A 20,004-nucleotide genomic window follows, 5' to 3' on the forward strand; every position below is an offset into this window, starting at 1 on the left:
GGCCCTGCCGGGAGCCAAACTTTTTGAAAAAGTTTGACAAAACAGGCGATGGGGTTCATTCCAATGCACCCTGTCGCATCATCACTCCCCAACCCGTTTGTCCGGATTTTTAAAATCCGGTCCCCCGGAAGGGCCGCCGGAGGCACAATTTTCAAAGTCACAACAGGTAGGACGTCGGTTTCATCCATTTCTCATCCCTTTCGGTACACTGCCGGGAGACACAAGGAGGCCTGTCATGCTGAAAAAATGTGTTTGTGGTGTCATTGTCTTTCTATGTGCAACCGCCGGAAATCTTTTCGCCAACATCGACAACCTGTCCAACATGAGCGCCGAATGGATCAGGACTGGGAACCGCAACGCCGCCACCGATGCGGCGGACATCGTGATCTACAACCCCGGCGGCATCACCGAGCTTCCCGACGGATTCCAGATCAACATCGGCAACCAGACCCTGATGAGAAAACCCAGGCACAGCTACGATCTCACCGCCTACGGCATGGGCCCCGAGAGCCATGAGCAGGACGGCACCGACTGGTTTCTTCCCAATGTCTACGTGACGTACAACAAGGATAACTGGGCCCTGTTCGGCGGGTATTACATTCCCGGCGGCGGGGCGGTGGCGGATTATCCGGACGGGACGATCGAAACCGATATGATCGGAATGGGACTGGTACAGGCCATGGTTTTCGACGGGTACACCGGCGAGTCTCTGAAAGCCGAATCCATCTACAACACCCTGACCTTCGGCGGAACGTACAAAATCAACGAGACCGTCTCCGCAGCCGTCGGCCTGCGTTACATTCTGGTGAAAAACAACATCAAGGCGGGCCTGACCGGACTCACCGACCTTGGCGGCGGCGTATTCAACCCGACGCCCCTTACCGTCGATGTTGATGAAGAGGCCGACGGTGTGGGATTTCTGGCCGGTGTCAATGTGAACCTCACGCCTCGAATCAATCTCGGCTTCCAGTACCTGTCCAGGGTGGGGCTGGATCTGGAAACATCGGTGAACCGTGACGATCTGGCGTTCCTGGGTCTGTTCACCGACGGCGAGAAAAATCCCCGGGACCTGCCGGGCATGCTGGGCCTGGGCCTTGGCTGGGACCTGTCCGACGCCCTCTATGCGGAGATCAATTACAGCTACTGGTTCCAGAAGGACTGCGACTGGGGAAACGATGGCGCCGGACGGGACATCGCCCACATGGCCGGAGACGCCCAGTCCGCAGGGCTTACGGCATCCTACCGGTTCAATCCGGCGCTTCTTTTCAGTGCGGGTGCCACCTACACCCATTTCATGTGGAACGACATCGACGGATACTACGAGGCCAACCTGGGGTCCTACGATGTGCTGTACACCGACAACTGGCACATCGGAGGCGGAGTCGCATACTCCCTTACGGACCATGTGGTGATGAACCTGAGCCTGGGCCGAACCCTCTGGGAGGACAAGGACCTGACCAACTCTCAGCTCCCCGGCGTGACCATTGCCACAAAAAACAGCACCACCATCGTGGCTGTCGGATTCAACGTGGGATTTTAAGAGCTTTGCCTGCGGCGCCACCTGCGGGGAAATCAGCAGATTCGTCAACCACCCGTTCCTGTCATTGGAAAAGGCTGTTTTTTCAGATTATAAAAATGGACATGATAGGTGAACACCGCCTGCTCAGTGGTAATGGCCAATCCCGCCCAGTTGAGATCCCGGCCGACCTCTTTGCCTGCGGCGATCTGAACGCATTGCGGGTGATCATCGCCCGGAAAAGACAGATAGTATCCGATCTGAAGGGCTGGATTTTCAATGGCTGTTTCAATGGAGCATTCCTGCCAGGGCAGAAAATCATGACCCTCCCGGAGACCCGTTGCCGATTTCAATCTCGGAAAGCAGGTCCCAGGGACTTCGTTCAATAGAATCAGTTCTCCAAGGTGCCGGAGGGATTGCCCGTTGACGCTTATTTTCAAGCGATCAGCTTCTGCTGTGTAACGGACCCGGCAGTAGCCATAACTTTTGCCGGGTTTCATCGTGCTGCGAATCTGAAAAAGCTTGAAAAAGGCATTTCTGATTTTCAAACCGATTGGCTGGCATAGGGGCCGCTTCATATAAACACCGACCAGTTTTTCCATCATGATCCTGAAATAAGAGGGGGCTGCAACCCCTGAAATCTGCCAGGTATCCATTAAATTCAGATGATAAACGATTTCAAATGTTTCGGGGCTTATCACTTTTGAAGACCAAAGAGAGGGGAACAGGGTCAGGTTGTCTGATTTTATCACAGGAAGCCCGAACCCGGCGCATTCTCCGGCAAATACCTCCTTGTGATGACAAAGGGTAAGGCCCTTTGCCATCCCTTTGGTTTTCCCTTCTCCGGTTGACGAAGAGTGCATGAGAAATAGATCTTCTGAAATAGCTAACACGTTGACCTCGTATATGTGACCTGGCCTGAAACCATTCGGGGACCCGGGATAAATGTTTATCCGGGGCCCTTATCGCTTTGACTTGGACGGGTTACCGGAACCCTGCTTGGGTTTACGCCTGTCGTTGAACTGTTTATAGACACGTTCAATACGTTTTTTTAAATAATCTTCGTCAAACTCGGACTGAAAAACCATCCGGTTTTCATTTTCAAATGTCCAGTCAAGGGTTTTGTCCACGTGCATGACCCGATCATACAACCGTGTTCCGGGTAGCGGGTAGGGAATGGTGAAAGAGACTTCATCAAGCGGCAGGGAAAGGGCCCATTCAAATGTATTTTCGATGGTTTCGTACGTTTCACCAGGGTATCCCACGATGAAAAAGCCGGCGGTTCGGATATCGCTTTGGGCAAACAGTTCTATGGTTTTTTGCGCGTCATCGATCGTGGTCTTTTTGTTCATTAATTTCAGGATGTCATTATTGCCTGACTCCAGTCCGAAAAAGACCTTCCGGCACCCGGAATCCTGCCACAGTTCGATGTCTGACGGGGAAATTCTGTCCACCCTGGACAGACAAAACCATGCCATATCCAGTTTTTCCGAAATCAAACGGTGACAAAAGCACCGGGTATGATCCGGATCGAGGCTGAAGCAGTCATCGGCTATCCAGAGTCCCTCGTACCCTCGGGCTTTGATATCCCGGATTTCTTCAAAAATTCTGTCCATGTGGCGAAGACGAAGACGATTCCCAAAGATAGGTTTTGAACAGAAATCGCAGTCAAACGGGCACCCGTAACTTGTCATGATACTTGCCAGTGAAAGCTCTTCCCGATCATGCCAGAACTGTTGATAGTTTGAATGATCATAATCGTCGCGGTCGGGAATGGGAAGGCGGTCAAGGGCGTTTTTGTCAGAAGACTCGCTTGGGATCTGAACCACGGCGCCATTTTGATGATCGTTAAAATAAATCCCCGGATAGTTTTTGAGGTTTGTTCCACATCCCGAAAGACGATCCGGGGAACGCTCTGATCGCAGATAATCCAGGCAAAACCGGGGAAAAGAGACATCCGATTCACCGCGAAACACCACGTCAAAGGCCGTTGAAAAATGTTCGGGCTTCAACGTCGGTAACGGACCACCGCATGTCAAAAGGGCTCCCGGGAGAGCGCTTCGGATATTGGCGGCAAGCGTCATGGCGTTTTCCGACATGGACAGCATCACATAAATTCCCACGATCCGGGGATTGGCATGGATAATTTTTGAAATAACATCATCATGGTTTTTAAATGTGCAGTCAATGACGTGGGTGTGCAGGGCGTTCTTTCGTAAAACAGCGGCCAACTGGGCGATGCCAAGGGGATGGAAAAGCATGGCTTTGGGTGCATGGGTATAAAAATACGGGTATATCAGCAGGACATCCGTCTGGTCGGATTGGCCTGATCTGTTGTTGGGCAGGTTCAGCGGGAGTTTTGTTGCCATAATTACTGTTTCCTGGGCAGTCGGGTTGCGATTTCAGCAGCGTGTTTACGGTTTGTGCTGGAGATAAAATGGGCAAGGCCGGTTTTACCTGAATTCGTCGAGTTTTTATTCAGCTGATTTTCCAGGTAAGCACCCCTCTGCGTCAGGGCCTTGACCTGTTCGATCAAAGATAGAACCCAATGCTCGAGGGACTCTATGGAGCCTCGAACTGGTTTCGGTGTGGATATCCAATCTTTATTTGAAAAGGCTCAGTTTAATATCATGAAGAAAGCAATAACACACTATCAAGCGAAAGTCTGGATTTATTTCAATTATTTCAATGTGTTACGCATTTACATTTTTTTTTAATTATTTCAAACGGTTAGCCCAGCAAGATTATACCCTGTCAAAGGATGATGAACTCGTAAAAAGTCATCATAAGGATAGAAGGTCAGGTTGAAAACGTTGCCTAACCGCCCAACCACCCCTTGAATCAAATTCGACAGGCGCCAAGGTCAATCATGGAGCAGGGAAGGGCCCTGGCCCTAAGAAATCAGGGCAATTTTTTTAGCAAGCGGGTCTTCATTTTTACGATGCATCCGGCGTTTAGGCACAACGATCCCAGGGATGGTGGATGGCATGACGTTTTGATTGGGAGAAATGATTCAGGGAAAGCGTCTCAGGGCATAGACCCCCGATAGGCCGCTGATCGGATTGGGGATTTTTTCGCGTTTGTGTTTGAAATGGTCTTTGAAGTGGTCGTACATGCGGCTGACAAATGCTTTGGATCCGATGATCTTCGAGTCCGTGAAATAGCGGGTCTGTTTGAAAAACCGGTCGGCCGTCGTGACCTCGAAATTCTTATTTTCGGCCTTTGAAAATGTTTTTTTCAGGAATCGAGCTGCCTTAGATGAGGCGGTTGCTTGACCTTAGTGTTGTTTAGGATTTTACGGCATTGGGCTGTGGGGCCTATCTGTGATCACAGAGCTCGTTCTTGGATAGTCGGACAAATCCGATATCGTGGTTTACCGACGGGGTTTGGCGGCACCGGGTTTCCGTGGCATGCTTTGAAGCGATTCCCCTGAACGACTTGATTTGTTATCTGTTTCCAAGCGATGCTAATAATTATTTCTTCATGTCATGGAAACGACTTGACGGGAAAAACACTGTGGCGTACCATGCGTCCCATCCTTTTTTTGTGGATCTTGTTTTTGACAAATAAAGCATTAATCATTTAAATGGGGCGACATGTCGTTCGCATCTTATTTTTTTGATAATAGTGAATTATTAGATTTCATGGGTTTGAAGGCTCGAAAAAAGTGAATGCAATCAAGATAGAATCTAAATGTGCAAAAGAGACATTCAATGACTTGAACGATCTTTTGAGAAAACATAAAAAGCTTTATTACGTCCGATTTGGAGATGGCGAAATATTATCCATGCAGGGGAAGGACGACTGTAATTATACTTCGAGCGAGGCATTGACACATGAGCTGATCGAAGCATTTACGATTGATGATCCGCAATATTTGATTGCATGCGCTATAAATCCTCCCAAAGAAAGAAAAACGTCAAAAGGTGTTTTTAATATTGTGGGTCATAACCAAGAAATGGAAGATTTTTTGGTTGGGCAAAAATTAGTCACAAAAAAAATGTGTTATGAAAATGCCATTTGTTTTCATTACGCTGGGGTTTTTCATACCAGAAAGGCGCTCCTTTTTTTTGATGAACATATCAGGCCCAAGAAAAAAATGTTTATTGGAGGCACACCTAAGGATGTTGCCGAAAAGTTATACGGAACCATCCATTATTATGTGCAAGTCCCCATCAAAAACGCATATAACAGCATCGATGAGTGGTGGCCAGGGATTGAGCGAGATGTCGACGATGTTGATCTCGTCATTACAAGCGCAGGTGCGGCCAGTAATGTTATCTGTAAACGTTTGTGGGTTCTTAACAAAGAAATTCATCTTCTGGATATCGGGTCAATGATAGATGCCGTTGAAGGTTATATGTCTCGTAAATGGATCAGATTGCTTGGTCACAGAATTAACAATATGCTACCCATGGAACACAGAGACAACAGCCTTTCGTTTAAGATAAAATTTTGTTATAAAGATATATACTATTATTTCAGGCGGTTGTTTATTTGATTTAATCTTCTGTGCTGGATTGAGCAGAAACAACTGTTTCCATCATCTGTTTTTTATTGCGCTGCCGAGGTTTTATTACCCAGCCTCATGGGGCTCAAAAAAGGCGCCGCAGGCCATAGTTTTGCTAAGCTTTTTCAAAAGCGTCCAATACCCCGTCCACTTGCGGCGGGGTAGTTTATTTGTTTAATTTTTCCGGACCTTCCCGGTAACAATTCCTGCCAGCGATATAGAGTTCGACCTCCCCATACATTCTTCTATGATTATTATAGAGCACCAAACCTGTCACAAAAATCAGTGTTATGCGTGTATTCTTCACGGTTTTTTCAGAAAAGAAGCGGTTCGTCGGTGAAGAGGCCGTCGGCGCCCATGGCGAGGAGTGCCCGGCCGGTGGGGCCGTGGTTGACGGTGTAGGTGAGGACCTTTAAGCCGTTACGGTGGGCCCGGGCGATCTGGTCCGGGGTGAGGACGGGGTGGTCGGGGTTCCAGGAAAAGACGTTGTTGCGGACCATGAAATCGAGCAGGGCGTCGTCTAAGGGCCGGTGTTCGGTCAGAAGGGCGGTGCGCAGGCCGGGGACGGCCATGCGGGCGATCTGCTCGATGACCCGGGGCTCGAAGCTGGAGATGATCACCGATCGGGGGTCGAACCGGCCGGTGACGGATTCGATGACCTGACGCTCGACGGCGTCGGAGGGATGGTGGGCTTCGAAGGCTTCGGGTTTGATTTCGATGTTGAGGGCGCAGCGGTTCCGGCAGAGGTCGAGGACCTCGGTAAGGGTGGGGATCGGTTCGCCGGTAAAGACCGGGGAAAACCAGCGTCCGGCGTCCAGGGTTTTAAGTTCGGCCAGGGTAAACCCGGCAACCGGGCCGTGGCCGCTGGTGGTCCGGTCAAGGGTTTCGTCGTGGATGACCACAAGCTGCCGGTCCCGGCTCAGGCAGACATCCAGCTCGATCATGGCCGTCGGGATATTCAAGGCGGCCCGGAAGGCGGCCAGAGTGTTTTCCGGGTAACGGGCCCGGTAGCCCCGGTGGGCGATGATAAGGGGTTGGGAGGAGGGGCTGGTCATACGAACCTCATTTCAAGCCATCTCAAAAAAAATGATTTTGTGTGCCTCCAGCGGTCTTGCCCGTGGACAACCCTTTGAAAAGGTTGCCAAACATGTCTTTTTGTATTTTGTCAGCCTATTCGTATGCCGACAAACAATGGCTGTCTATGGAGCTTTCATCATCATGCGCCAACAGGTTGAATTAAAAACCTATTTGCCCGGCTTTTTAAAAGCCGGCCGCCGGAGGCAACCATCAACAAAATAATTTTGAGATGGGCTCTACAACGCCGCATCCCTTGAGGCAAGCGGCGTTGCGGGTTGCTATCGGCCGGAGGCGCAGCCCCGGCCCACATGAACCTTGTCGGGCACCCGGGCCGGAGCCGGGGTCGGAAGGGGGGCGGGGGCGACGTCCGTCGAGATGCCCGGGGTGTAATTGCCCTTGCTGTACATCTTCCGGTTGGCCTGAACCGCATCGAGAATATCCTGGTAGAAAATCAGTTCGTGGTTGTAGACCTTGATTTGGGTGATGCTTTTGTCGATGGAGCGTTTTTTACAGTCCTCACCCTTGTAACAGGGCACCAGTTCGATCATGCCCAGGTATTTTCCCTGTTCGAAGAGCCTGTAGACCCCGTAACGGATCATCTCACCGATTTTAAGGTTGTCCCTGCTCATTTCGTAGTCCAGAAGCACCCGTTTTTTCGTATCCCGGGCACTGGTGGCCATGATGTCGTTGTCGTCGATCAGGATATCGGTTTTTTCAAGAAACAGGCCTTTGCTGATCAGGGTTTCGTTTTTGATGTTTTTCCTCTCATCGTTTTTCAGGCGTTTGAAATCCGTGACCACAAAGCCCTTGAATTCACAGAGTCGTTCCAGGTTCAGGGTCTTGTTGTCCGTGGACACGGCGGCGAGGATCTTGTTGTCCTTGAGCTCAATGCCGTATTCTCCCTTGATGATGGGGAACCGGTAGGTGGCGATGTACTGGGCGTTGTCCTGGGTCTGTCGGGTCCCCCGGGAGACGTTTTTGTAATTCCGGCGGTTGAAGAAATGGACGATTTCACTGAAATGGATGCTGTTCCCCTCCTTTTCCCCCAGGCCGGTGAAGGCGCCCTTGTAGTAACTGAAATAGGCCTTGTTGAACGGGCTTTCCCGGTCATAGTCGGGAATTTTCAGGTAGGCGTTGATGTACTGGATGTCCGAGGGGAAAAAGTATTTCAAGCGCAGGGTCAGGAAATTCAGGTTGCCGCTGATGATCCGGAACAGGCGTTTGAGTTCGACCGTCAGGGGGAAATCGGTGAGTTTTCCTTCGATATCGATGAGCTTGACGGTGAAGTTCCCGGAAAAAATGTCCTTGTTCTGCAACAGATCGTAGGACATGGCAAAGTCCCCGGTTTTCATGTAGGAATAGGCCAGCATCTGGTAGATCTGGAGTTCCAGATCGGAGAAGGCCGATCCGGCATCGGGACTGTTGCCCGAGGTGCTCTTGAAGGTGACGTATTCCTCGAACAGGGCGTCGAGCTGACCTTCAAAGTGTTTGAGCTCCTTGGAATACCGGTCGATTTCATCCTGGGCGATGGGAGCCTCGTCCTCGATGTTCTGCCAGAACTTGGGATAGTCCCGTCGGATGAACAGTTCAATCCCTTCAAGAAAAATCCGGCAATCGTCAAAAATGCTCTGAAGGTAGGATGATTTCAGTTCCCGCATCTTGTCGGCGCTATCGGCGGATGTGGCCGTCGCCGCGGAAAAAACCGTTGAAAGAACCATAACCATTGTCAACAGGTGCCGTGTGAATGAATCCTTCATCGATGTCTCTTTCTCCTTGACGGGCCCGTGTCGGCCCCGTCATTTCCGTGCGTTTAAAGACCCTTGCTGATGTGTCTGATGATCCGGTCGGCGTTGAATTCCCTGGGTGTGACCGCGTCCGGGCTGGTCTGGTATTTTTTCTGAAATTCCAGAAACAGCTTCAGGTAGGCATCCGCGCCCGGAAGATCGAAAAAGGCCAACCAGCCGTCCGGGTCCCCGGAACGGGTCAGTGCCGCCTTTTCACAGGGGGCCATGAAGGCCCGTTTGGCGTGGTACATGGCCAGGGATTCATTGTAGGCGCCCTCTTTTCGGGAATAAAACATCGCAAGGGCGCTGTGAATGATCGAGGCGTATTCCCAGTGCTGGGTGGTCTTTGAAATCAGCATCGGGGTCAGCTGTTCGGCAATATCCCGATATTGATCGGAATTCTGATCAAGGCCCGACCGGCGTTTTTTGTCGAGGATATTAGCAAGTAAATAGGCCATAGTCAAACGGGAAGAACCCTTGATTTTCGGGTCGGACGGGTCTTCACTTTCCTGAAGGCGCATGGACAGAACCCCGTACTGGTAAAGCACGTCTTCCATCAGTTGCAGGTTGTCGATGCCGATGCCGAACAAAATCAGTTCATTGTAGACGATGCTCCGGTAGGGGATGTTGTAGGTGATGCGGGCGGCCGCCCCGTCGTAAAGCGCGTGATACAGCTCGAACAGTTCATAGCGGGGCAGGGAAAAGTTCAGGTCCCGGGTGGCGAAATACCCCCGCCTTGCCAGGTAGAGATTGACCAGAAAGGTGGTGTTGTTCAGATCCCGGGTGGCTTCCCGGGTATAGTGGGCGTAAAAGCCTTTTCGTCCAAGGCCGGTGCGTTTCTGAAGGTCGGCGAGCCGATTGAGAAGGGTCCGGGTCTGGGAATCGAGCAGGGGATCGTTTTCGTTGAAATCCCGAAGGTAGCGGCCGAAAAAATGGTACCGCAGGTATAGTTCGTACAAGGCATACAGGGTCCGGGCCGAGGGCGTGTAGGCCGTGGAACCGGTTTCCGCCTTGAAGTGCCGTTTCCACAGGCTGTCCAGCCAGTTCCAGGTTTTCTTGTCATACTGGGCGGACAAAAGGGCGCTTTGGGAGATGTCTCCCCACTTTCCCCCGAATTTTTCACATTCGAGCATCATGGCCAGGAAGTACACGTTCAGGTAAAGATCCGTGTGGGTGCGGAAGGGGAAACTGACGTCGTCGGTGGCCCGGAGCAGGGTTTTGCCCTGGACGAACACATCGGGCGCGTCCACGGCGTCCCCCTTGAGAAATTCCTTGAGATAGTATTCGGACAGGGTCAGGTACTGTTCGAGTTCCTTGTCCGTCACGGGGATGTCGTCGTACATGGACAGGTCTGCCGATCGGGTCAGTCCGTACTTTTCATGAAGGTAGTGAAGGTAGAGAAGAAAGTACTCGTAAGCCATGTCGAAGGCCATCCGCTGAGCCTCTTCTCCTTCCTTGGTGATTTCGATCTTCCGGGTCAGGGTTTCAATACGCGAGACGATGGTCTGAACATCGTCATAGGGCAGCAGTATGCTCCGGTCGGGGATATAGGACATCATGTCCAGATGGGCCCTGTCCGCCCGGGCGTGGATCAGGCCGCCGTGCTGTGTCTCTGCGCTGCGGGCCTGAGGCGCTCGGGCCGTCTGCTTGACCGTGTGCAGCAGGTAGATGCTGGTCGCCCGTTTTTTGAAATCATCGAGGTAGGCCGCATGACCTTCGCGCGTGCACAGACAGACGACGAACAGGGCGAGGCAGAGCGCGGCTTTGGGACGCTGAATCATAACAAAAATCCTTCGGGGTTTCTCAGGTTCTGGAGTCGGTTGTACAGCTGGATGTCTTCACTGGGGAGCAGCAGCCAGATTTTTTTGCCGAGTTTCAGGGCGATTTCCTGGTAGAATTCATACTGGCGTTCGAAATCGTCGATCTCGGTGCAGTTGTTGTTCAATGCGCCGGGAATGTCCCCCATGGCGTAGCCGGCGGACCGGGCGGCGGCCATATAATAGTTCCGGGCCAGGCTGTAGCTTTTTTCGGCCACCTTGAGGGCCCGGGTCTGAAGCTGCTTGTTGGACAGATAGGTGTTGGCGATGATCCGGTAGATGTCGTAACGGTCGTCATCGGTGTGTGCGACCAGGGAACCGAGCTGGTACTGCTCGTTGTGAATGAAGGTCTCCAGTTCTTCTTCAAATTTCATGATGTCGCTGATCTTGCCCTGGGCGGCCAGTTCCTTGAACAGAAGATCGTAGGCGTAAAGCAGATTCGTGTGGTTGATCTTTTTGTCGTCGGCCTTGACGAAGGCCGCCTTGAAATCGAACAGGCAGTTGTTCCGCGAGTTGGCCAGCGGAAAGCGGATCTGGGGCAGGTCCCTGTCATACAGGCCGAACTGGAGGTATTCGTAATAGTAGCTGATTTCTCCCCGGTAGCGGTGAAACACATGGTTGATGCTGGTGGATTTCTGTTCCTGGCCGAACACCTGGACCTTGCCGAACAGTTTTTCCAGGTCGGAAAAGACGATGGTGATCCTGTCCAGGGCATCGGCGTACAGATAGGCGACTTTTTTGTTGAAAATCTCGTTTCGCTGCGTGATCGAATAGGTGTCCCACACTCTGGCGTACTCTTTCATTTCCTCCAGGGGTTTGCGGCAGGAATACAGGTTGAAGAAAATCCAACCCGAGGGACAGACCTCCAGTTCGTCGAGGATTTCCTTGTATTTCATCCGGTCCTCGACCTTGATGCCCTGTTCGACCTGTTTGCGAAGCCAGGTTTTCAGGGCGGACATCACCACCACATCGACTTCCCGGTTGTCGAGCTTCAGTTTGTTCAGGGTGTCGCTGAACAGTTTTTCAACGCTCATCTGGCGGGCCCCGTCGTTGGTGAACAGCATCAGGGGGAGCATGGCCCGGTGGGACAGGGCCTGGTCGATCCAGGTCTCCCGGATGTCGTGGGCGATAACCTGGGCACTGATGGACAAGGGGACATTGGCACGGAACCAGGGGTAGCTGAACAGGGCGATGTGGGTGTCGATATCGGTAAAATAGCCGATGCTGTCGTTGAGCCAGGCCCGTTCATCGGCGGAGAAGATCTTTTCGTAAGGGGATTCGATGGCTTTGGCGCCCTTGATCCTCAGGTCGTCGAGCTCGGCGCAGACCTTGACGACGGCGTTGAAGGTCAGGATGTCCTCGGCGCCGAAATCGGGCGGCGTGTCGGGGGTCTTGTTCAACCGGTTGACGGCGGCGGTGATGCGGTTGATCAGTCCGTCCTGGGCGATGAGCAGATAATAGTAAAGGACCTTGTAGTAGTGCTCTTCCCGGGTGAACAGGGATCGGTTGGGATAGAAACCGTGTTCGAAGTAGTTTCTGAACCGTTTTGCCTCGGCTTTCCGGAAAAGGGCACACATTTCGAAATAAATGTAGTTGTAGCCGGTCAGGTTCTGTTTGTCGTCAAAGTAGATGTTGCTGAAAGGTTTGTCCGGATCTTCGCTGTATTCTTTGAGAGCGGCCTGGGCTTCCCGGGCCGTGACCAGGTCGAGGGTGCCGTCCGAACGGATCCCCAGATGGTTTTCAAGCAGGGTGAACAGGTTGGTCCGTTCCTCGGCCGACAGCTGGTCCTTGAGATAGAGTTTGCCGATTTTGGGAATCCATTCGCTGGGCTTTTCCTTGGCGGGCCCGGGCAGGGGCTCTTTTTTCACCACGGGGTTCAGCGTCTTTTTTTCCGCACTGTAGGCGGGGTTTTTGGCCCGGCGGGTTCGAGAGAAAGTGGTGGGCTGAGCCTTTTTCGCCGCCGGGGCCGGACCGGGCTGTTCCCAGGCCGGATCGGTATCGGTGATGGGCGTCAGGGCCGGGGCGGTAGAAGCGCTCAGGCCGAAGACCGCGACAACAAAAAGGACAAGCATACGATGTCTGTACGTCATGGTAAACCTCTATCTGGGTAACATACGTTCAAGGGCCGACACCACGTCGAAGGGGGCGTCGGCCGGTGAAAAGTCGATGATGATTTTCCCCTGGACCCCGTCCTCCACGATAAGGGTGCAGGTATAGCCCCTGACCTTATAGATGTAGGGACTTTTTGACGGATCCATGTTCCGGGCCTTTTTCATGATGGCCCGCTTGAGGGTTTTGACCCGTTCGGAATTGCCGATGAGGCTGCTTTTGATGATTACCAGGTCTTCGTCGGGGGCGTCCTCTTCGGCCGGGGCGATGTGCCGGATGGGCGCCTGGGGAGCGGCCGGGGCCATTCTGGGGCCGGCAGCCGGGAGGCCCGGGGCCTTTTCGGCCGGAACCGGGGGTTTATACGCCTCCCACTGGGTCAGGGTGGGCAGAGGGTCTTTGGAGGCCGGTGCGGAGGCGATCAGCGGCGCCGGAGCCGGGCTTCCCGCAGGCGCGGCCACCGCCCGACCCGTTCGGGTTATCTCGGGAATGGCGGTGAACGTGGAAGCCGAGGCCGTGACCCGGGGGGCGCGTGCCGCCGTGGGGGGCGGCGTGAGAGGTACGGATTTTAAGGCCGCAGGAATGTCCGCCCGGGCCTGGAGCGGCGCCTTTATCGGGTCGATGCGTTTGGGTTCAATGGGCCTTGCGTCGATTTTTTTTGCAGCGGGTGCAAGGGGCTTGATCTGGTTTCGGGCGATGGCCCTGGGCTCGATTTTTTTCGGGAGGGCCTTGAGCGGATCAATTTTTTTGGGCTCGATTTTTTTGGGGGTAATTTTTTTCGGCTCGATCTTTTTGGGAACGATTTTTTGGATTTCCCGACGTTTGGGCTCCACGGTTTTTTTGGCTGCGTCCTTGAGCACCTTGATCAGCGGGATGTTTTTCGGCACGGTGGGTTCGGGAGCTTTCTCGGTCTGGGGCAGGATGATGATGGTCTGGGTCAGTTTGAACAGCTTTTTGCTGGACGTGGTGACCTTGAGGCTGACGACGATCAGTACGGCCAGAAAGAAAATCACCAGAGACGGGCTGACCGGCCATTCGTTCCGGGGGGTCCGGGCCAGGGCCCGGGGCATGGGAATCCGTCCCGCTCCCCGTCCGTATTGCTGCATGCTCCGGATCATGGCCATGGTCAGTTCAAGCCGCCCGTGCGCTGGATGGTGATTTTATTGCCGTCCTCATAGACCTTCTCGATGACGGACATGGCCATCAGGGTGTCCTTGCTCAGGGAAAAAATATCCGGGACCAGGATGGGTCGCTGTTTTCCCTCCTGCCTCATGAGGGTCAGGCGGTCGATCAGCTGCTGGACGGAAACCGGTTCGGGCTCCACGGATTCCTCGGTGCCCCGCATGATCACGAACTGATAGGGGTTGGTTTCCGGAATGGTGGGCTTGAGTACCCGGATCTGGATGGACTCGAACGGTTGATCGAGCGAGGCCACGTTCCGGTTTTCAACCACTTTGGGCACGGTGATTTCACCGATATGAACCGGTTTTTTGCCCATGGTCGAGGCCTGGGTGAAGGCGATCAACAGAAGAAAGGCCAGGTCGGCAAAGGAAAACAGCCAGATTTTCGAATCTTCATACCTCATAGGGGGTCACACCTCGATCCTTCACGGCGTCCGCCGTTATATCAACTGGGACGTGATGCCCAGGGCCTTGTCGATCCGAACCTCAGACAGGTTGATCAGATTTTTTTTCATGACCTCGATCACAACGAAACAGGACAGGGCGATGAGGGTGGTGAACAGCGCCGCGCCAAGGCCGCTGGTGTTGAGGTTGCTGTTCGGGTCGGCCTTGGCCAGGAAAATCATGATCATGCCGAAGATGGTGCCGATGAAGCCCATGGGCGGGAGAAGGTTGCTGATCATGGTGATTTTGTTGACGAATTTTGTGTGAAAGGTGTTTTCGACCAGTTGAAAGGTCGCGTCGGCCAGGAAGGATTTGGAATACCCGTTGCCCTTGTGTTCCAGATGGGCGGAATAGAAGGTTTTGGCGGCCATGAGCATCAGGGGGTCGTCCAGGGAGCTTTCCCGGCTGATCTGGGCCTTCATCTGTTCGGGGGGCACCGGCCGGATATGCCGGTGGGCCCGGATGACCACCCACAGGGCGTTGAGAAAGAGTACGGCGCTGCCGATATAGACGATTCCCTGCACCAGCGCGCTGATGACATTGGGATACATTCTGAACAGGTGAAGGACGAATTCCATGGATGAAGACCCTCGTTGAAGCCGAAAAAAGTGTATGCCGGTTGTTTGGTCCGCTGGTCATGTGTCAGCACACTGTAACGCTGTTGGTGACCCGGAACGGATTCACTATTCCATTATGTTGATATCGACGGGATGTCAATATTAATTTTTTTGGAAAGCACCGGAAATACGGCATTATCCATGTTTGAACACCCGGTCTGTGTTTCCGTCTGAAAGAACAGGATGGCGGATGGTTGGCGGGGAGGGCGGGATGCGATCGGGCGTTCGGCCTGATCGTGTCCCGCCCGGTCGGTCAACTCGGAAGAAGTCCTTCGGGGGGAAGGGTGATGAATTCCGTTTGTTCCATGGCCAGTTCCAGTTGAAAACGATCATGATCGATGCTGAATGAAATCCGTCGGTTGTCCCTATAGTCCGAATCGATGCTCAGGGTGATGGTGCTGTTTAAGGCAAGGACTTTCGGCTGGCCGGAGACGGCGACCAGCTGAAACGTCTCGGCGATGCTCCGCATGAATTCCCCGATGATCTGGTTGACCACCTCGCCGATGCTGTCGGTGACCTCGTTCGAGGTGAAATGGCTGGACAGCTCGCTTTTCGGCATGCCCATGGACACCATATAGCTGGTATAGATGTTCATGGCCGCCGCCGAGGAAAAGTTGAACACCAGAAGCCCGTGATAGTCCCCGCTGACGGGCACGAAACAGCCGATATCCGGACGCATGGTGATTTTGGGGATGCTCTGGATGGTCGGGGAATAGGTGATGGTTTTCCGGGTGCTGGCCGTCAGAACGGTCTTGACGGCCTCGCAGAGAATGTTGGAAACCCGGTCAATGGTTTTGTAGGCGTAGGTCATGGCGGTCTCGTCTGCTCCCTGTGGACCGGGGTCCGGTTATCGGTTCAGAAGGGTTTGAAGCATGGTCTTGATTTCGGCCAGTTCACGGTTCATGGCGTCATGCTCTTTCTCCACCCGCTGAAGGGCGGTGAGCATATCGCCGTGCTGACGGTTCACGGATGTGAAGGCCTCAATCATGGCGGTGTGTTCCTGATGCACTTTGTCAAAGTCGTGTCGCAGAGCGTTTTTAGCGGTGTCGCTGTCCATAGAATCTCCTTCACGTTCGAACGGGTCAATGATGGGTCCATGCCGATCGGTCATCGACCGGGGGGACGGACGGTGTCGGCAAGGTCGCCAACGGCTTTCATGTAAGGGTCGAGCCCACGGTAGAAGATCGTGTTGTGGTCGGCGCCCTCGATTTTCAGCAGTCGCTTGTTTTCGGCCGGGGAATGGTGAAAAAGGGCCTCCCCGTCGGAAAAGGGGATGATGTGATCGAACTCGGCGTGGATGATCAGCGTCGGCGTGTCGATGGTTTTGATCTTTTCCAGGTTTTTCGGGCCGTTTTCCTCACACATCCCCTCCATGGGGTCGTCAAGCCCCAGAAGGTGCAGGAGGGGCATGATGAACGCGAACCCGCTTTCGATGATCAAAGCGTCGATGTGTCCGCATCGTTCCCGGGCGATTTCAAGGGCCGACGCGCTGCCCAGGGAACGCCCCATGATGATGAGTGCGCCCGTGTACCCATCGGCGCGGAGCTGTAAGCGGAGGTGGTCGAACAGGGCCGTGGCGTCGGACATCATGCGGCTGACGGTGGGACGCCCCGTGGACAGTCCGTAACCCCTGTAATCGCAGACGATGAAATTGATGCTCATGCCGGTGTACAGGGGGCCAAGATCATCGTAATCCGAAGCGATTTCGCCGTTGCCGTGAAAAAAGACGATGATGGGATCATGGGCGCCGGCGTGGTGAAACCGGGTGCCGATGCGGGTTCCGTCGTCCATCGTAACGAGCAGGTCGGACAGGGTCGGCCCCGATGCGGGGGCCCGCCGCTCGGCGCGGGGATGGAACAGCACGTCGAGGACGGCCGGGGTGTCGAAAACGCGGTAATCATGCTGATCCGGCTGGGTCATGGCCGTTTCTCCTTGAGAATGATCCGGGCATCGACCACATCGATGCCACGGGGGTGGACGATCACGGGGTTCAGGTCCATTTCTTCGATATCCGGATAGGCTTCGATGATGTCCGAGACCACCAGCAGCAGATCGCAGATGGCCCGTTTGTCCAGGGGAGGCGCCCCCCGGAATCCCTCGAGGATGGGGGCGGATTTGATTTCCCGGATCATTTTTCCGGCGGCCGACCGGGAGATGGGCAGAACGCGGAAGGACACATCCTTGACCACCTCGACCAGAATACCGCCGATGCCGAACATGATCACCGGGCCGAACTGCCGGTCGATTTTCGTGCCGATGATGATTTCGATGCCGCCCTCCATCATCGGGCAGACAAGGCAGCCGATGATCCGGGCCGTGGAATCGAAGGCCTTGGCGTTGGCGATGATCTCCCGGAAAGCGCTACGGACCTCCTGGTCCGATCCGAGTTTCAGGCGCACCCCGCCCGCGTCGCTTTTGTGCAGAATGTCCGGGGACACGATTTTCAGGACCACATCCCCGTCCACGTCCCGTGCGATTCGGACCGCATCGTCTTCGGTTTTCGCCAGCCGGTCCTGGGACACGGGGGCCCCGTGCATGCGCAGCAGATCCTTGGCTTCGTGTTCGAGCAGCACCCGTCGTTTTTCGTATCGGGCCAGGGCGATGACGTCGTCCCCCTCCTTGACGGCCCGGGCCCGCCACCTAAGTTCGAAGCTGGTCTTGGTCTCGTAGGTGGACAGGTAATGGCCGTAGCGGGCCAGTTCCGCCATGCACCGGCAGGCGATGTCCAGCGATTCGTACACCGGAACCCCGTAATAGCGCAAAAGTTCCAGGGAGTGGGGCTTGACGGCATTGTAAAGACTCTGAAGAATCAACGGTTTGCCCGTGGTACGAACCAGCTTGCCCATGCGGTGAGCCGCGTCTTCTTCCATGAATCTCAACTGTTCGGCGAACCGGATGCTGTACCCGCCGAACAGGCCGACGATCAGGAGTCCCCCGACGTTCCGGTCCTCTAGCAGAATCCGGGCGCAGTCGGCAAAAATCGACGGGTTGGCGTCGGTGCCGCCGGCCACGTCCACCGGATTGACCACCGAGGCGTTGGCCGGCAGGATCTCCCGGAGCAGGGCCTGGGTCTTTTTGCTGAGGGTCGGCAGGTCGATGCCGTTGTCGGACAGGAGGTCGGCGGCGATGGTGGCGTGCCCGCCCCCGTCGGCCAGGACCGCGATGCGGTTGTTTTTGATGGGCGGCAGGCTGGACAGGGTCTCGGCCACGGGAAAAAGTTCGGCGGGGTTTTCGATGTTGATGATTCCGGCCCGTTCGAAGCAGGTCCGGGCCACCTCTGAAATGCCTGCCAGCGCGCCGGTGTGGGACCCGGCGGATTTCTGACCCGTGGACGAACGGCCGCTTTTTAAAAGGATGATGGGTTTTTCCCGTGAGGTCCGGTAGGCCTGCTGAAGAAAGGTCCGGCCGTCTCTGAGGCCTTCGACGTACATCAAAATGGCCTTGGTGGCCGGATCGTTTCGGAAGTATTCCAGGTATTCGTGGAATTTGATGTCGGCCTCGTTACCCACCCCCACATAGCAGGAAAACCCCTTCTGGCTTTTGAGCATGGCTTCGGTGATGATGTGCAGGGCGATATTGCCGCTCTGGGTGATCAGGGCGATATCCCCCTTGGGCACATCCCGGATGCCCACGAGGTTCATGTTGGAGTGGGTGTTGATGATCCCCGAGGTGTTGGGGCCCACGAGGCGAATGCCGAACTGGGCCGCCGTTGACACGATTTCGTCTTCGAGTTTTTTCCCTTCGGCGCCCAGTTCACCGAATCCTCCGGCGATGATGACGGCGCCTTTGATGCCCTTTTTGCCGCAGTCGGACAGAATAAAAGGAACCGTCGGGGCCGGCGTGGTCACAAGCGCCAGGTCAATCGGCTCGTCGACGTCAAGGACGCCGGGATAACATCTATGCCCAAGAACCCGTGTCTCTCGGGGGTTCACCGGAAAGATCGTCCCCTCGTACCCGCAGTCGAGAAGGGTCCGGATGGCCTGGTAGCCCCGTTTGGTTTCGTCGCGGGATGCGCCGATCACCGCAATGGATTCGGCCTTGAATATCGGGTGAAGCGTTGTCATGTCATGTTCCTTTATACACCGGCCGCCGGTTTTCGGCAAAGGCCCTTACGCCTTCGTGCCAGTCGTCGGTTTTCATGCAGTCGACAATGGCCCGGGTCTCTGACTCCAGAACCTCGGCGATGCCCTGACGGGCAGGCTGCTGAAGCAGCCGCTTCACATGGGCCATGGAGCGGGGCGCCTTGGCGGCCAGACGCCCGGCGAAGGCAAGGGCCTCGTCCATCAGTGAGGCTACGGGAACGCTGCGATAGGAAAGCCCCATGGCCGAAGCTTCGACGCCGTCGATGATCCGGCCGGTGTAAACCAGGTCCTTGGCCCGGGTGAGACCCAGCAGTCGGACCAGGTGGCTCGACGAACCGCCGCCGATGCAGGTGCCCAGGCCGGTTTCCGGAAAGGCCAGGGTGGCGTCGTCGGCCATGAACATGAAATCGCAGCACAGCGCCATTTCGGCCCCGGCGCCCCGGGCGGCTCCGTTGACCACCGCAAGGGTGGGCAGGGGAAATTCGAAGATCCTTTGGCAGGTATCGTGGGCCAGGCGAAGATAGGCTTCTTTCTGCTCAAGGGTCCGTGTTCCGGCGCCATGCTCCTTGAGATCGGCCCCGGCGCAGAAGATCTGGCGGCGCTTGCCGTCTTTCTCCCGGACGGTGCCGGTGAGGATCACGCATCGCAGGGTCTTGTCGGCCTCGATTCGGGAAAGCGCATCGGAGATTTCACGGTACATCGCTTCAATGACGGCGTTCATTCGCTCCGGACGGTTGAGCGTGATCACCGCCGTCTGGCCGGAAACGCCGTAGAGCAGGGTGGTGTAGTCCATGCCGTAGGCTCCTTGTCGGGTGTCGTCGATTGGGACGGATGGTGTCGGTTGTGTCGGATTCGGATAAAGATGAAACC

General features: G+C 54.8%; 16 protein-coding genes. 2 read left to right on the plus strand and 14 right to left on the minus strand.

Annotated elements, in window-relative coordinates:
* Positions 1-235 precede the first annotated feature (235 nt).
* On the plus strand, positions 236-1,540 hold the full coding sequence (locus ACYQ11_RS04795) for an OmpP1/FadL family transporter (RefSeq protein WP_459922611.1): 1,305 nt from the start codon (positions 236-238) through the stop codon (positions 1,538-1,540).
* Positions 1,541-1,584: 44 nt separating this feature from the next.
* Here the strand turns inward: ACYQ11_RS04795 and ACYQ11_RS04800 are convergent, their stop codons facing one another.
* A complete protein-coding gene (locus tag ACYQ11_RS04800) occupies positions 1,585-2,409 on the minus strand; it encodes a hypothetical protein (protein WP_459922612.1) in 825 nt (274 codons plus the stop codon).
* Positions 2,410-2,478: 69 nt separating this feature from the next.
* A complete protein-coding gene (locus ACYQ11_RS04805) occupies positions 2,479-3,885 on the minus strand; it encodes a B12-binding domain-containing radical SAM protein (protein ID WP_459922613.1) in 1,407 nt (468 codons plus the stop codon).
* A gap of 1,298 nt (positions 3,886-5,183) precedes the next feature.
* Between ACYQ11_RS04805 and ACYQ11_RS04810 the strand changes: the two genes are divergently transcribed.
* On the plus strand, positions 5,184-6,017 hold the full coding sequence (locus tag ACYQ11_RS04810) for a GT-D fold domain-containing glycosyltransferase (protein WP_459922614.1): 834 nt from the start codon (positions 5,184-5,186) through the stop codon (positions 6,015-6,017).
* Between the two features lie 323 nt (positions 6,018-6,340).
* On the opposite strand, the gene ACYQ11_RS04815 is transcribed toward ACYQ11_RS04810, so the two are convergent.
* From ACYQ11_RS04815 to ACYQ11_RS04870, 12 genes are all read right to left on the minus strand, one after another.
* Positions 6,341-7,081 (minus strand): glycerophosphodiester phosphodiesterase, encoded by a 741-nt coding sequence (locus ACYQ11_RS04815; RefSeq protein ID WP_459922615.1) that lies wholly within the window; start codon positions 7,079-7,081, stop codon positions 6,341-6,343.
* A gap of 300 nt (positions 7,082-7,381) precedes the next feature.
* Positions 7,382-8,860, minus strand: coding sequence for a hypothetical protein (locus ACYQ11_RS04820; protein ID WP_459922616.1), 1,479 nt, complete (start codon positions 8,858-8,860; stop codon positions 7,382-7,384).
* 53 nt (positions 8,861-8,913) lie between these two features.
* Positions 8,914-10,668, minus strand: a complete 1,755-nt coding sequence (locus ACYQ11_RS04825; protein ID WP_459922617.1) for a hypothetical protein — start codon at positions 10,666-10,668, stop codon at positions 8,914-8,916.
* Positions 10,665-12,794, minus strand: coding sequence for a hypothetical protein (locus ACYQ11_RS04830; protein ID WP_459922618.1), 2,130 nt, complete (start codon positions 12,792-12,794; stop codon positions 10,665-10,667). The genes ACYQ11_RS04825 and ACYQ11_RS04830 overlap by 4 nt, the downstream gene beginning before the upstream one ends.
* A 9-nt stretch (positions 12,795-12,803) precedes the next feature.
* On the minus strand, positions 12,804-13,934 hold the full coding sequence (locus ACYQ11_RS04835) for a hypothetical protein (RefSeq protein ID WP_459922619.1): 1,131 nt from the start codon (positions 13,932-13,934) through the stop codon (positions 12,804-12,806).
* A 2-nt stretch (positions 13,935-13,936) separates the two neighbouring features.
* Entirely contained in the window at positions 13,937-14,395 is a 459-nt protein-coding gene (locus ACYQ11_RS04840; RefSeq protein WP_459922620.1) for a hypothetical protein, read from the minus strand.
* Positions 14,396-14,431: 36 nt separating this feature from the next.
* Positions 14,432-15,013, minus strand: a complete 582-nt coding sequence (locus ACYQ11_RS04845; RefSeq protein ID WP_459922621.1) for a MotA/TolQ/ExbB proton channel family protein — start codon at positions 15,011-15,013, stop codon at positions 14,432-14,434.
* 292 nt (positions 15,014-15,305) lie between these two features.
* A complete protein-coding gene (locus tag ACYQ11_RS04850) occupies positions 15,306-15,863 on the minus strand; it encodes a DUF3334 family protein (protein WP_459922622.1) in 558 nt (185 codons plus the stop codon).
* A 36-nt stretch (positions 15,864-15,899) separates the two neighbouring features.
* Entirely contained in the window at positions 15,900-16,109 is a 210-nt protein-coding gene (locus tag ACYQ11_RS04855; protein WP_459922623.1) for a hypothetical protein, read from the minus strand.
* 50 nt (positions 16,110-16,159) lie between these two features.
* Positions 16,160-16,972 carry an alpha/beta hydrolase gene (locus ACYQ11_RS04860; protein WP_459922624.1) on the minus strand — a complete coding sequence of 271 codons (813 nt, stop codon included), beginning with the start codon at positions 16,970-16,972 and terminating at the stop codon, positions 16,160-16,162.
* The gene (locus ACYQ11_RS04865) at positions 16,969-19,116 is read right to left on the minus strand and encodes an acetate--CoA ligase family protein (RefSeq protein WP_459922625.1); all 2,148 of its coding nucleotides are present in this window, start codon (positions 19,114-19,116) and stop codon (positions 16,969-16,971) included. The genes ACYQ11_RS04860 and ACYQ11_RS04865 overlap by 4 nt, the downstream gene beginning before the upstream one ends.
* Position 19,117: 1 nt before the next feature.
* The gene (locus ACYQ11_RS04870) at positions 19,118-19,927 is read right to left on the minus strand and encodes an enoyl-CoA hydratase/isomerase family protein (RefSeq protein ID WP_459922626.1); all 810 of its coding nucleotides are present in this window, start codon (positions 19,925-19,927) and stop codon (positions 19,118-19,120) included.
* Positions 19,928-20,004 lie beyond the last annotated feature (77 nt).

Source organism: Desulfatiferula olefinivorans (assembly GCF_054657895.1).

Bases quoted from the DNA above. Each gene is read 5' to 3' on its own strand.
- ACYQ11_RS04845 (WP_459922621.1), bottom strand. From the start codon at position 15,013: ATGGAATTCGTCCTTCACCTGTTCAGAATGTATCCCAATGTCATCAGC.
- ACYQ11_RS04870 (WP_459922626.1), bottom strand. From the start codon at position 19,927: ATGGACTACACCACCCTGCTCTACGGCGTTTCCGGCCAGACGGCGGTG.
- ACYQ11_RS04815 (WP_459922615.1), bottom strand. From the start codon at position 7,081: ATGACCAGCCCCTCCTCCCAACCCCTTATCATCGCCCACCGGGGCTAC.
- ACYQ11_RS04850 (WP_459922622.1), bottom strand. From the start codon at position 15,863: ATGACCTACGCCTACAAAACCATTGACCGGGTTTCCAACATTCTCTGC.
- ACYQ11_RS04865 (WP_459922625.1), bottom strand. From the start codon at position 19,116: ATGACAACGCTTCACCCGATATTCAAGGCCGAATCCATTGCGGTGATC.
- ACYQ11_RS04805 (WP_459922613.1), bottom strand. From the start codon at position 3,885: ATGGCAACAAAACTCCCGCTGAACCTGCCCAACAACAGATCAGGCCAA.
- ACYQ11_RS04820 (WP_459922616.1), bottom strand. From the start codon at position 8,860: ATGAAGGATTCATTCACACGGCACCTGTTGACAATGGTTATGGTTCTT.
- ACYQ11_RS04825 (WP_459922617.1), bottom strand. From the start codon at position 10,668: ATGATTCAGCGTCCCAAAGCCGCGCTCTGCCTCGCCCTGTTCGTCGTC.
- ACYQ11_RS04830 (WP_459922618.1), bottom strand. From the start codon at position 12,794: ATGACGTACAGACATCGTATGCTTGTCCTTTTTGTTGTCGCGGTCTTC.
- ACYQ11_RS04840 (WP_459922620.1), bottom strand. From the start codon at position 14,395: ATGAGGTATGAAGATTCGAAAATCTGGCTGTTTTCCTTTGCCGACCTG.
- ACYQ11_RS04795 (WP_459922611.1), top strand. From the start codon at position 236: ATGCTGAAAAAATGTGTTTGTGGTGTCATTGTCTTTCTATGTGCAACC.
- ACYQ11_RS04855 (WP_459922623.1), bottom strand. From the start codon at position 16,109: ATGGACAGCGACACCGCTAAAAACGCTCTGCGACACGACTTTGACAAA.
- ACYQ11_RS04860 (WP_459922624.1), bottom strand. From the start codon at position 16,972: ATGACCCAGCCGGATCAGCATGATTACCGCGTTTTCGACACCCCGGCC.
- ACYQ11_RS04835 (WP_459922619.1), bottom strand. From the start codon at position 13,934: ATGGCCATGATCCGGAGCATGCAGCAATACGGACGGGGAGCGGGACGG.